Annotated in this window: 4 protein-coding genes; all 4 read right to left on the minus strand. The window is 75.8% G+C overall.

Going from position 1 to position 13,822, the window contains the following annotated elements:
* Positions 1-5 precede the first annotated feature (5 nt).
* A complete protein-coding gene (locus ACIOFR_RS07190) occupies positions 6-1,721 on the minus strand; it encodes an acyl-CoA dehydrogenase family protein (RefSeq protein WP_400993097.1) in 1,716 nt (571 codons plus the stop codon).
* A complete protein-coding gene (locus ACIOFR_RS07195) occupies positions 1,718-3,346 on the minus strand; it encodes a PfaD family polyunsaturated fatty acid/polyketide biosynthesis protein (protein ID WP_400993098.1) in 1,629 nt (542 codons plus the stop codon). The genes ACIOFR_RS07190 and ACIOFR_RS07195 overlap by 4 nt, the downstream gene beginning before the upstream one ends.
* Before the next feature lie 29 nt (positions 3,347-3,375).
* A complete protein-coding gene (locus ACIOFR_RS07200) occupies positions 3,376-10,821 on the minus strand; it encodes a beta-ketoacyl synthase N-terminal-like domain-containing protein (protein WP_400993099.1) in 7,446 nt (2,481 codons plus the stop codon).
* 79 nt (positions 10,822-10,900) lie between these two features.
* The coding region (locus ACIOFR_RS07205) for an SDR family NAD(P)-dependent oxidoreductase (protein ID WP_400993100.1) at positions 10,901-13,822 on the minus strand (2,922 nt) is incomplete at its 5' end.

Genomic DNA, 13,822 nt, shown 5'->3' on the forward strand with positions numbered 1-13,822 from the left:
ACCGGTCACACCACCGGCCGGGCGAGGGGTACGGGGGCTGCGGAGAACAGCCGGTGTTCGGTCCGCAGGTCGAGCAGGACGTCGAGGGCGGGCAGCAGGTGCGCGGCGTCGGCCCGGGCGGGCCGCTGGTCGGCGCGGGCCAGCAGGTAGCCGAGGCAGGCGCCGAGCCAGCCGGCGGAGCCGGGCTTCTGCCCGTACAGCGGCAGGTGCCGGCCGGCCCACCACAGGTGGAGGCAGCAGGCGGCGGCGTGCAGCCAGGCGAAGCGTTCCGCCAGGTCGACCGGGCCGGTGCCGGTGCCGGCCGCCGCGCTCTCGCCGGGCAGCGCCAGGACGGCGGCGAGGAGGCGGTCCGCCAGCTCCGCGACGGCCGGCGCGCCGGCCTCGGCGAGGGCCCGGGCGGCCGGCCGCGCCACCGCGGCCAGGGTGCCGGTGGGCAGGTCGCGCCCGCGGGCGTTGAGGTCGAGCCGGGCGGGGTCGTACGGCGGCAGCGGCTCGTCCAGGGCGAAGACGGTCCTGGTGGCCGTCCCGTCCCCGGCGCCGCGCGCGGCGGCCGCGGCGAGTGCGGGCAGCTGTCCGGAGAAGGAGCGCAGGTTGGCCAGGGCGCTGGTGTCGACCACCCGGACCAGGGCGGCGTCCCGCTGGAGCTTCTGGAACACCCCGCCGCCCGGGCCCTCGGTGCGCAGCACGGACCGGGTGGCGAGGGTCGCGCCGCAGCGGGCGATCGCGTCCTCGACCGCCTCGGCGACCACGTGCTTGGCCGCGCAGCCCCAGACGCTGAACTGTTCCGGTGCCACGTGGATGCCCCGGGCGGCGGCCAGCGCGACCGCGTCGGCGGCCAGCAGGGCGGCCGACGCGATCGCCAGCTCCCGCCGCTGGTAAGGGGTTTCCAGCAGGGTCGTCCGGCCTACGCGGCGCTCGGCGGCGAAGTCCAGGGTGAGCCGCAGGGCGGTGTCGGCGCAGCCCAGGCTGCCGGCGGTGCTCATCAGCCGCACCACCTGCTGGGCCTTGACCGCGACCTCCAGGGCCTCACCCGGGCGGCCGACCAGCTGGTCGCGGCCGACCGGCAGCCGGTCGAACCGCGGGTGCGCGAAGTCGATGCCCCGCATGCCGGAGGCGGGTACCGGCCCGCCGCGGTCCAGCCGCCCGGCCGCCCGGGTGAGGTCGAGCAGGACGGCGGTGAACGCCCCCGGCCCGCGCTCGCCGGTGCGGGCGACCAGGTAGAGCGCCTCGCAGCGCTGTCCGAGGCCGACCATCCACTTCTCGCCGCTGAGCCGCCAGCCCTCGCCCTCCGGCTCCAGCCGGGCGGTGTTGGCGAGCAGGTCGCTGCCGTGCTCCTGCTCGGACAGGGCGAAGCCCACCGAGCCGCCGCGGCGCAGCAGTTCGGCGACCCGGTGCTGCTGCTCGGGCGAGCCGTGCAGCCGTACGCAGGTGGCGGCGGTGATCGAGAACATGGTGGCGGGCATGACGTTGAGGTCCCGGCGGGCCGCCGCGCGGACCAGCAGCAGGCTGCGGTCGAAGGACTCGAAGCCGCCGCCCCACTCGGCCGGCAGGTGGTCCAGGTGGAACCCCGCCTCGCGCAGCACCCCGGCGAGCTCGTCGGGGAACTCGTCCCGCTCGTCCCGGCGGACCGCGGCGGCGAAGCCGTACGGGCCGTACGGGTCGCCGGGGTCGCCCAGCAGGAGTTCCAGCTCCGCCGCCTTCGCGCCGAGCCGCCCGATCACAGCGCACCGCCGAGGGCGGCCACCGGCGACTCCAGCGGCACCGGGCGGTAGTCGGCGACGGCGGCCGGCAGCTGCACGCCGGCCGTGCGCAGGGCGGCCACCCGGGTGTGGAAGGCGGCGCCGCGCATCAGGTGGTGGGCGACGTCGGCGACCCGGCGGTTGCCCGGGGCCTTGAGGTAGCTGGCGGTGACCCAGTCGTTGAAGCTGCCCATCGCCGGGCCGCACCAGATCTGGTAGTCCAGGGTCCGGTCGGGGTCGCCGACCGTGGCCCACCGCGAGGACATCCCCAGGTACCAGCGGAAGACCAGTGCCATCCGCCGTTTCGGGCTGTCCTGCGCGCGGGCCAGCTGCTCGGGGTCGCGGCGGCGGAAGTAGCCGACGCACTCCTGCCAGACGTCCTCCAGCGGCCGGCGGAAGACCTGGGCCTCCAGCCGGGCCCGTTCGCCCTCGGGCAGCGCCTCCAGTCCGTCGTGGGCCTGGTAGAGCTCGTAGAGCTTCTTGGCCCGCATCGGGAACAGCGTGCCCTTCTTGAGCACCTGGAGCTCCACGCCCAGTTCGAACATGTCGGCCGCCGGGGCCATCTCGCAGTCGGCGATGCCCGCCTCCGCCAGCAGGGCCTTGGTCGCCTTGGAGGCGCCCGACTCGACGCAGGACTGGTTGACCGAGCCGGTCACCACGTAGGCGGCGCCCATCGCGAAGGCCGCGGCCACCGCGACCGGGGTGCCCAGGCCGCCGGCCGCGCCGACCCGGATCGGCGCGGGGTAGCGGTGCTCGCGCTGCACGCTGTCGCGCAGCCGCAGGATGCTGGGCAGCAGCGCGGGCAGCGGCCGGCGGTCGGTGTGACCGCCGGAGTCGGCCTCCACGGTGATGTCGTCGGCCATCGGCACGTACCTGGCCAGCTCGGCCTGGAGCGGGCTGATCAGGCCCTGGGCCAGCAGCGCGCTGACGGTCGCGGCGGGCGCCGGGCGCATGAAGCGTTCGGCGGTCTCGGTCCGGGAGATCTTGGCGATCACCCGGTGCTCGGCGACCACCTGCCCGTCCGGGCCCTGCCGCAGGCCGGCCAGCCGGTAGCGGACGATGTGCGGGCTGAGCGCCATGAAGGCGGACGCCTCCACGCAGCGCACGCCGTGCCGTAGGAACAGCTCGACGGCCTCGCGTTCCAGCCGCTCCTCGCTGGGGCTGTGGATCAGGTTCACCGCGTACGGCAGGCCGGGGATCTCGGCGGCGAACCGGGCCAGTGCCTTCTCGATGCTCTCCGGCAGCAGGCCGGCCGCGCCGAAGGAGGCCAGGAAGCCCTCCCGGGCGAGGGCGACGACCAGGTCGGCGGAGGCGATCCCGCCGGCCATCGCCCCGGCCAGGTACGGCTGGCGGACCCCGTGCGCGGCCAGGAACGCCGCCGAGCCGAGCCGGTGCGGCGGCAGCGGGGCGACCGCGGCCAGCAGCGGCAGGCCGCCGGGTGCCCCGGCGGGCACGGCCCGCCCGGTGGCGGCGGCGCCGATGCCGCGCGGGGTGCGGACCACGAAACAGGGCCGTTCGAGGTCGGCCAGGGCGTGGTAGACCCCGGCCGGGTCGGTGCTCGGGTACTGCTCCCCCTGCCAGAGCAGCGGTGTCTGCGGGCGGTTCATGTCGGTTCGGTCTCCTCAGGCGGGGGTGGTCAGTCGGTGGCCGGAAGGACCTCGATCGCGACGCCGGTGAGCTCGTAGATGCGCAGGCCGGGCTTCCACAGGTCGGCGTCCGCGATCACCACCACCCGGCCGCCCTCGCGGCGGATCTCCCGGACGTGCACGTCGAAGCGCAGCTCGCGGTCGTGGCGCAGGATCTGGCCGCGGTACTTCCAGCCCGTCTCGACGCCGGTGGCGAGCCCGAAGCGCGGCCGTTCGACGCCCTCCGCCAGGCCCTGCTCCAGCACGAACAACCGCAGCGCCTGGAGCACCGCCTCGACGCCGAGCGAGCCGGGCATCACCGGGTCGCGGTGGAAGTGGCAGTCGAAGTACCACTCGTCGGGGCGGACCTCCCGGTGGCCGTGCAGGTAGCCGAGCCCGTGCCGGCCGCCGTCGGCGACCAGGTCCACCCGGTCGACCAGGTGGAAGTGTCCGCCGGGCAGGTGCAGCCGGCCGCCGGACGGGTCGGTGAAGGCGGGTGCGTCCCCGGTGAGCTCGATCCGGCGGACCCGCGCCGGGTCCGGCCGCTCCTGCTCGATCCACGGCGCGACGTACGTCCCGGCGTCCAGGCCGGCCTGGTTGGCCAGCGCGGCCTCGCTGAAGTACCCGAAGAGCGACTCGCCGGTGTAGAACACCTCGCCGTCGGCGGAGAGTTCGTAGCTGAAGTTCTGCAGCACGGCGCCCTGCACGGCGCTGGTCATCAGCAGTCTGGAGTGGTGGCGGACGGTCTTGCCGCGCAGGTCGACGTCCCTGACCAGGGTGGCCCGGCCGTCCAGGTTGCGGATCGCGTACTCGGTCCGCGGCTGCTTCAGGGTGGCGCCGAGGTAGTAGCCGAGCAGGATGGCGGCCTGCAGCGAGGTCTCCATGAGGACGGCGTTGGGCAGGTGCGGGTGGGAGTTCTGGGTGTAGTACCAGGCGTCGTCCGGGGAGTCGTACTCGGTGACCATCTCCGAGCCCGGGCCGAGCTCGCCGCGGGTGCCGGTGAGGGACATGATCCGGTCGACGAACTGGAAGTCGCCGTTGGGGATGTACGGCGCGCGGCTGTCCCGGTAGACGTCGAACTCCGGGCCCATGGCGGTGCCGAGATCGCCCTTGGCGGCGTGCGCCAGGTGCAGTTCGTTGATCATCGCGGGCTCGCCGGAGCGGTTGCGGCGCCCCAGGAAGGCCGGGACGCCGCCGCGTTCGGGCCGGTAGGGGGTGCCCTCCTTCTCGCGGATCTGGATCCCGAAGTTGCGCATCCGGATCACAGGCTTGTCGCCCAGGTACACCAGGATGTCGGCCACCACCGACGGGCGCGGGAGCAGGGTCAGCTCCATCACCTCGATCTCGTACCGGATCTCCCGGTGCTCCGGGGTGATCTGGCCGCGCACCTGGACCTCGGTCTGCAGGCCGACGATGGTCTGGAAGCGGGCGTCCGGCAGCACCAGGTGCATGCCCTGGTGCAGCAGGTACGCCTGCAGCGCCTGGACCGCGCCCTCGGCGACCATCGAGCCGGCCAGCACCGGGTCGTCCGGGAAGTGGCACTCGAAGTACCAGGCGTCGGGCTGGAGTTGCTTGTACGCGGTGAGGGCGCCGAGGCCGCGCGGGCCACCGGTGCGGTCGATCCGCAGGTCGTCGATCATCCGCAGCCGGGCGTCGGGCAGCCGCAGGGCGGGGTTGAGGCCCTCGTCCTGGGCGTGCTCGGGGCCGAACACCTCGCCGGGCCGGCCCTGGGCGAGCAGCTCCAGGTCGGCGGCGGTGAGGTGGTCGTGGTCCGTCCGGGCGAGCGGCTTGAACCATCCCCGGGGCAGCGCGGCCCGGGCGGCCCGCTCCTTCTCGGTGATCACCACGCCGAGCGGGGTGTCCAGCTCGGCCTGGGTGAAGAAGCCGGCCGAGGCGTCCTTCAGCTCCAGGATCAACTCCCCGTCGGCGTAGCAGAGGTAGCTGAAGAAGAAGAGCGTGGTGTCGCCCTGGGTGACGAACCGGTTGATCGAGATGTCGTACCGCAGGGTCTGCCCGGCCCTCGGCAGGTCGCCGTGGAAAACCAGGGTGGAGTCCAGCAGCCGGTAGACCCGTTCGCCCTTGTTGCGGAAGTCGATGCCGAGGTAGCTGATCAGCAGCAGGTCGCACTGCCCGGCCTCGATCGCGACCGCCGGCGGCACCCCGCCGTCGACGGTGTACCAGGCGTCCGCCGGCACGTCGTACTCGGTGCGGATGAAGGAGGGCCGGTAGACGCCGGTCTCCGCCTTCAGGTCCGTCACCCGGGTGACGAAGTGGTACGGCGGCGCGGGCAGCCGCACCCGCTTGCCGTAGCCGTCGATCTCGGCGAAGGCCGGGCCGAAGACGGCCGCCAGCGAGCCGGTGGCGAACTCCAGCAGGTCGGCCTCGTCCCAGATCACGCCGGGGGTCCCGGCCGCCTCCGGTTCGGGCTCCTGAGCCGGCACGGGGGTCGGGGCGGCGGGCAGCTCGGCCCGCGGGGTGAAGGCGATCGGCTCGGGCGCCGGGGCCGGCGGCAGGGTCGTGGGCACGGCGGGGGCGGCGAGCAGAGCCTCCGTCCTGGCCAGGGTGTTCTCCTGGAGCACCCGCTGGGTCTCCATCACCACCGAGTGGGTGGCGACCATCTGACGGCGCAGCTCCCGCACCAGGTCCCGGGCGGGATCGGCGTGCACGTCGGCATCGGTGCCCGTGCCGGGGCCGGTGCCGGTGTCGGCGGGGGACGGGCCCGAACGGGCGGGCCGGGCGGCCGGGCGGGAGGTGCGCGCCGCGGACGACCCGGCGGGCGGGCCCGCGGGGGGCTGCCCGGACGGCCCGGCGAACGGCCCGGGCACCGGGTCGTCGGCCCAGGGCAGGAAGGCGATCGGCTCGCCGTCGAAGGTGATGACCTCGGGGTCGGCGAGGCTCGGGTCGGCAGGCATCTGGTCCTCCGGCGGGACGGGACCGGCTGGTCCGGAAGGGCCGGCCGCGACGGGGCCGGCCGGGAGCGGGCGGGGGGTGCCGGGGCCCGCGGGCCCGGCACCCAGGGCGGCCAGGACCGGCGCCGCGAACGCTGGCGGCACGCCCGCGGGCAGCACGGTGGCGGGCAGCGCGGTGGCGGGCTGCCCGGCGGCGGCCCGGGCGGCCGGCGCCTCGGCGGGCTCGGCCAGCAGGGCGGCCGTCCCGGCGGCGATCCGGGCCGGGACGGACGGACCGCCACCGACCGGGAACGCGGCCCGGCCGGGCCGGGCGCCACCGGCCGGCACCGGACCGAGCAGACCGGCCAGGTCCAGCGGCACCCCGTGCGCGATCAGCCGGGCGGCCAGCTGGGCGACCGACCGCGCGGCAGGCACCCCCCGCCGGTCGACCGAGGCGGCGACGTGCGGCGCCGCACCGAGCGTCTCGCGCACCCAGCGGGTGCAGGTGGCGCCCGGGCCGACCTCGACGAAGTAGCGGAACCCGCGGTCGTACGCGGTGCGGACCAGGCGGGGGAAGTCGATGGTGGAGCGCAGCGTGTGGGCGATCCGGTCGGCGATCCGCTGCTGGTCGAAGTCCTCGACCGGGCCGTAGTCGTAGGCGGTGAGCAGGTCGAGGCCACCGGTGGAACCGGTGGGGTGACTGTTCAGCTCGGCCAGCGCCGCGACCTCGCCGTCCACCACCGGGCAGTGCATGACGCCGGTGACCGGCGAGCGCGCCGCCGGGCAGCCCAGCTCGGCGATCAGCCGGCGGCACTGGGCCGGGTCGCCGGCCACCACCACCTCGCCGGGGGTGTTGACGTGGGTGAGGAACACCCGGTCGTACGCCACGAGCGCGGCCCGGACCGTCGCGGGGTCGCAGAGCAGCACGTGGCCGGCCCAGACCTCGGCGTCGGGGGTGCCCGCCGGCAGGTCCCACAGCTCACGGACGGTGTCGCGCGGGCCGTTGAGCCGGTGCTTGAACAGCGGGGTGGCGCTGATCCGGTCGTCCCGGCGGGCGGTGCGCCGCCAGCCGCCGGTGGCGAAGAGCATGCTGCTCTCGCCCAGGCTGTAGCCGAAGGCGCCGTGCACCGGCACGCCCAGCAGGTCGCGCACCAGGTCGGTGTTGAGGATGGCGAAGGTCGTGCCGGTGGCGAGCATGAACGGCAGGTCGTCGGTGAGTTCGGCCTCCAGGGCCATCAGCTCGCGGCGGCCGGGCGCGACCTGGGTGCGCGGGTGGAGCCTCGCCGTCCGGAAGGTCCGGTCCGGTTCGGCCACCTCGGCCTCGAACCGTTCCAGCAGGCCGGGAAAGGCCCGGAACAGGTCCCGGCCCAGGCCCGGGTAGGAGTTGACGGCGCCCGGGTAGACCAGGGCGACCTTGCCCTCGGGGCCGATCGGGTGCGGGGTGTAGCAGCTGCCCGCCGGAGTCGCCCAGTCCTCGCCGCGCTCCTGGGCGACGGGCAGGTCCCGGGCGGCGAGCTCCAGTTGGCGGGCCAGCTCGTCCGCGTCACGGCCGACCAGCACCACCCGGGGGGTGCCGGGGGTCAGCCGCCCGGCGGCCTCCCGGGCCAGCCGGTACGGGTCGGCGCCGCCGGCCAGCAGGGTGCGGTGCCGGGCGACCTCGGCCACCAGGGCGGCCGGGTCGGGGGCGCCGAGGGCCAGCAGGACCGGCCCGCCGGCCCGCTGCCAGTCGCGTTCCTCGGTCCGGCCGCGGGTGCCCTCGGCGGACAGCACCACCTGCCCGTGCGCCCCGCCGCCGCCGATGAAGGAGACGGCCGCGTACCGCCGCCCGTCGCTCCGGGCGCGCAGCCAGGGGCGGGAGGATTCCGGCAGGTAGCAGCCGGTGGCGGCGAGCGCGGCGGCCCGGTTCGCCGCCGGGCGCTGCCAGCCCGGTACGCCGGGCAGGTAGCCGTGGTGCAGGCCGAAGACCGCGCGCAACAGGCCGGCCATGGCGGCCGCGCCCTGGGCGTCGCCGAGCTGGGCCTTGGCGCTGCCGAGTGCGGGGCCCGGGGCGCCGGCCGGGTGGATCCGGGCGAGCGCGGCCAGTTCGGCGGCGTCCTGCGCCTCGGTGCCGCCCGCGTGCAGTTCCAGGTAGCCGAGGTCGCCGGCCGCGATGCCCGCCTCGGCGAGCGCCTGCTCGGCGGCCCGGGCCAGCGCGTCGGCGTCGGCCTCGGGCAGCTCACCGTCGACCGGGACGGCGTGCCGGACGGCGACCGCGTCCAGCCGGGCGTACGCGGGGCGCGGGCCCTCGCCGGGCCGGGTGAGCACCACCGCACCGGCGCCCTCGCCGATCCGCCAGCCCTGGCTGCCCTCGCCGTAGGTCAGCCCGGGTCCGCCGACCGGCCGGCCGTCGCCGCCCTCGATGCGCAGCAGCAGGCTCTCGGGCGAGCCGGCCAGGTCCACCGCGCCGACCAGGACGGCTTCGACGGTCTCGTCCAGCAGCAGCAGCCGGGCCAGTTCCAGGGCCTGGGCGGTGCCGGCGGCCTCGGCGGAGATGGTGAAGGAGGGGCCGGTGAGGTTCCACAATGAGGAGATCCGGCTGGCCATGATGTTGCCGATGTAGCTGAGCACCTCGTTGGCGACGATCGGCTCGTGCACGCCCTCGCGGGCCAGTGCGGTGAGTCGCTCGCGCTGCGCGTCGGTCAGCTCCAGGCCCGCGGAGTCGAACAGCTCGCGCAGGTGGCCGCCGAGGCCGTGGCGGGCCAGGTGCAGGTGGGCGCTGGGCTCGATCTCCATCGCGACCACCACGGCGACCCGGCGTGGTGCCGGGCCGCCCCTCCCCGGGCCACCACCCTCGCCTGGCGCGGCCGTTCCCGGTGCGGCCGCGCCCGGTGCGGCGGTGCGGCTGAAGCCGGCGTCGGCCAGCGCCTCGTCGGCGACCCGGGACATCAGCGCGTGCTGGAGGTTGTAGTTGCGCAGGTCGGCGGGCGGGATCCGGTGGTCGACCGGATCGAGGCCGACGGTGTCCACGAACGCGCCGGCCGGCAGCGACTCGCGGGTCAGCCCGGCGGCGGCCAGGGCGCCGCCGCTCTCCTCCAGACCGCGCCAGCGGCGCTCGGGCAGCGGGCCGAAGGCGTCGAGCCCGTCGTGGACGGCACGCTCGTAGGCGGCGGCCGAGGTGAACGAGCCGAAGTGCGCGCCGACGCCGACCACGTCCAGGGCGGGCGGTGCGGTGGCGGCCGGCTGCGGTGCCGGGACGGCGGACGCGTCGGAGAGCACCACGTGCGCGTTGGTGCCGCCGAACCCGAACGCGGAGACGGCGCCGCGGCGCTCCCCCGGCGGAGCCGGCCACGGCTGCCCGGTACGGACCAGGGCGCCGGCCACCGGGCCGTCCGGGCCGGTCACCGGCTCGGTCACCCCGATGGTCGGCGGCAGGTGGCCGTGCCGCATGGCCAGTACCACCTTGAGCATGCTGCTGAGCCCGGCCACCGTCAGCAGGTGGCCGATGTTGCCCTTCACCGAGCCGAGCAGCGGCACCTTGCCGGCCGGGCCGAAGAACCCGGCGACCGAGGCCGCCTCGGTGGAGTCCCCGATCGGGGTACCGGTGGCGTGGCACTCCAGGTAGTCGATCCCGTCCGGCGCCACCCCCGCGTCGGCGTAGGCGAGTTGGTACGCCCGGTGCTGGCCGGCCTCGCTCGGGACCAGCAGGTGCCGGCCGGCGCCGTCGTTGGACAGGCCGATGCCGTCGATCACGGCGTGGATCCGGTCGCCGTCGCGCTGGGCGTCGGCGAGCCGCCGGACCGCGAACATCCCGGCGCCCTGGCCGGTGAGGATGCCCGCCGAGCGGCTGTCGAAGGGCTGGCTGAACCCGTTCGCCGGGTAGGCGTGCAGGTCGGAGAAGCTGAGGTGGATCAGGGTCGGGTCCGGGGCACAGACACCGCCCGCCAGCACCAGGTCCGCCTGTCCGGCCGCCAGGTGGTCACAGGCCAGCTTCAGCGCGTACAGCGCCGAGGAGCAGGCCGCGTCCAGCGCGTACCGCGGGCCGCCGAGTCCGAGCGCCGCGCCGACGACGCGCGCCGGTGCGCCGCTGACCCGGGCGTCCGCCGGGTCCGCCGCGGGCGCGGCGGGCGGGTCGCCGAGCCCGGTCAGCCCGCCGGCCACCAGTCCGTCGCGAACCGCCCGCTCCACCAGCGGCAGGCTGATCCGGGCCGAACCGGGCGTCGGGAAGGAGTAGTTGCCCAGCACCAGGCCGGTCCGGCCGAGGAGTTCGGTGCGGTCCAGGTGGCCGCTGTCGCGCAGCGCCTCGCGGGCGACGTACAGCGACCAGTGGAACACCCGGTCGAGCCGGGCCAGCCGTTGTGGCGCCAGCCGGTAGCCGGTCGGGTCGAAGGTGAAGTCGCGGACGAATCCGCCCCTGGTGCAGGTGATCGGGTGCTGCGGGTCGAGGTCGCGGGGGTCGGCGGGCGGTCCGAAGACCTCCGGGCCGCCCTCGGTGCGGCTGTCCGCGCCCGCGCTGAGGTTCTGCCAGAACTCCTCGGGGGTGGCCGCACCCGGGAAGAGGCAGGAAAGTCCGACGATGGCGTACTTGCTCATGGGAGCCGGGTCCCTCCGGGCTGTGGTCGGTCCGGCCGGCCGCGCTGGGCGGCCGGCCGGACCGACCGGGTCGGGTGCGTCAGCTGCTGACGAACTTGGCGGCCAGCTGCGGGGTGGAGACCAGGCTGACCCCGGTCAGGCGGGCCAGCACCCGGCCGTCCGGGGCGACCGCGGTGACCGTCAGCGCGGCGGAGGTCCCGTTCACGGCGCCGGGCTCGACGACCGCCAGGAACGTCCCACGGTCCGGCAGCGCCCGGTGGAACTCGGCCCGGGCGACCGAGAGCGGCAGGCTCGCGGTGGACCGGAACAGCCGCATCCAGACCAGGCCGGCCTGGAGCATCAGGTCCGCCGCGCCGGGCCGGTAGAGCCGTCCCGCGTACGCGCCGCCGGCCGGGTGCGGCTCGGTGAGCGAGCACTCCAGCACCAGCCGGTCCTGCTCCTCGGAGAGCACCCGGCGCACCCCCTGCAGGGCCGGGCCGTGGAAGAGCGTGCCGTCGGTGTAGAACCCGCCGGCGTCCCGGCCCCGCCCAGGTGCCGGCAGCCCCGCCACCGTCGGGTGGTTGAGCTCGGACGCCGGGTCCGCGCCCAGCACCACACCGGCGGCGTAGTGCGGCCGGACCGTGCCGTCGGCCGCCACCGAACGGATCACCACCTCGGTGGTGGCCAGGTCGCCCGCCGGCGTCGCCGCCAGCTGCAGGCGGCCCGGCTCACCGCCGTCCAGCACCAGCCCCTTGTGCACCGCGAAGTCGCGCACCTGCCGGACCGTGCCGCCGCTGAGCCGCTCGACCGCACCGATCGCCCAGCCGAGGGCGACCGCCGCCGGCAGCACCGGGACCCCGCCGATCAGGTGGTCCGCCACGATCGGTTCGGCCGACAGCCCGGCCGTCGCCCGTTCCAGCACCGCGGCGGCGGGCGGCGCGGCCCTGCGCACCGACAGCGGGGTGGTCGGGCCGAGCACGGTCACCGTGTCGTGGCCGTGCTGGGCGGCGAACTGCCCGGTGAACAACGCGGTTCCGGTCTGCTCCGGGATCAGCGTGATGCCGCGCTCCTGGAACACCGCCTTGATCTGCGGCGAGACCATCCCGCTGTCCCAGGCGCCCCAGTTGAGCGAGGAGACCCGGGCCTGCGGGTGCCGCCGCTTGAAGGAGCTCGCCCAGGCGTTCAGCACCTCGTTGGCCATCGCGTAGTCCGACTGGCCCTGGTTGCCGAAGAACCCGGCCACCGAGGAGAACAGCAGCACGTGCCGCAGCCGGTCGGCCCGCAGTGCCTCCACCACCGCCCGCAGCCCGCCGAGCTTCGGGGCGAACACCCGCTCGATCTCGGAGGCCCGCTTGTGGGCGATCAGCTGGTCGGCGAGCACCCCCGCGCCGTGCACCAGACCGGTGACCCGTTCCGCGTACGGCGCCAGCGCCCGGGCCGTCGCGGTGGCGTCGGTGATGTCCACCGCCAGGTACTCGGCGGTCGAGCCGGCCGCCCGCAGCTCGGCCAGGGTCTGCCGAATCTCCCGCTCCCCGACCACCGCCCGGTACAGCTGCTCCACCCGCTTCGGGGTGGGCTTCTCCCCCGCCGCCCTCAGGTGCGCGGCGGCGGCCGCCTTGAGCTCCGCTCCGCCGGCGACCCCCACGGCCCAGGCGGGCTCGTCCCCGAGCGCCGTACGGCCGAGCAGCAGCAGGCCGGGCCGGTACGCGCCGGCCAGGTCGACCACGCAGCGGGCCGTGATGCCCCGCCCGCCGCCGGTGACCACCAGCAGGTCCTGCGGGCCGAGGTCGTCGGCCACCGGGACGGCCGGATCCGCGGCGAGCGCGGTGGGCGACTGCGCCAGCGTCAGGGCCACCCGGCGGCGTCCGTCGTGGCCCACCTGCACCGGCTCGGCCGAGGCGTCGTCGATCTCCGCCATCAGCAGGTCCGCGGCCGCCTGCGGCTCCAGGCCCGGGGCCAGGTCCACCGCGCGGCAGAACAGCTCCGGCGCCTCGACGGCCAGCGTCTTGACCAGCCCGCCGAACCCGCCGGCCGGGACGAGCTCCTCGGCCACCCCGGTCAGGCCGAACGCCCCGTCCAGCCGGGTGACCGTCAGGAATCCGGCGCGCCCGCCGCCGGCCTCCTTGGTCAGCGGCTCCACCAGGTGTTTGGCCACCAGCAGGGCGTGCGACAGCCTGCGCACGCCGTCCGCCCAGTCGGTGTCCTGCCGGGTCGCGAGGTTCACCACCAGACGGACCGGACGCTCCAGGACCTCGTCGATCCGCTCGGTCAGCTCGGTGACGCCCCAGCCGGACAGCCCGGAGCCCGCCGTGCCGTCGATCGTCCGGGCCACCGACGGCAGCCGCAGCACCCGGACGTCCCAGCCGCCCGCCAGCAACCGGGCGGCCAGCAGCGGGGTCAGCTCCCCGCCGTCGTCCACCAGCAGCGCGCCGGCACCGGCCGGGTACGCGCCCACCAGGGCGTCCGGGGACGGCAGTTCGACCAGCGCGGCCTGCGCCCGTCCGATCGCCGGCAGGTGCGGCGGCGCGGCGGGCGCAGCGGGTACGGCGGCCGGGGGCGCGGCCTGCTCGCGGGCGCGGTCCGGCTCCGCCCCCACCGCGGCGGGGGCGCCCGAGACGCCGGCAATGAAGTCGACGATCTGTCCAAGCGTCCGCAGCTCACCCAACTGCTCCGGACCCACCGGCGTCTCACTCGGGAACCGCTCCGACAACACCCCCAGAATCTCGACCCGCTTGATCGAATCGATGCCGAGATCCGCCTCGACATCCATCCCCAACTCCAACATCTCCACCGGATAACCGGTCTTCTGCGCCACCACCTCCAACAACGCGGCCGACACCGCCCCCGCATCCACCACCCGAACAGCGGGCACGACCGACACGGCCCCGCCGGGAACCACACTGCTCATGAAGTCGACGATCTGCCCCAGCGTCCGCAGCTCACCCAACTGCTCCGGACCCACCGGCGTCTCACTCGGGAACCGCTCCGACAACACCCCCAGAATCTCGACCCGCTTGATCGA

The sequence above is a fragment of the Kitasatospora sp. NPDC088346 genome, from assembly GCF_044740765.1.
Taxonomy (GTDB): Bacteria; Actinomycetota; Actinomycetes; order Streptomycetales; family Streptomycetaceae; genus Kitasatospora.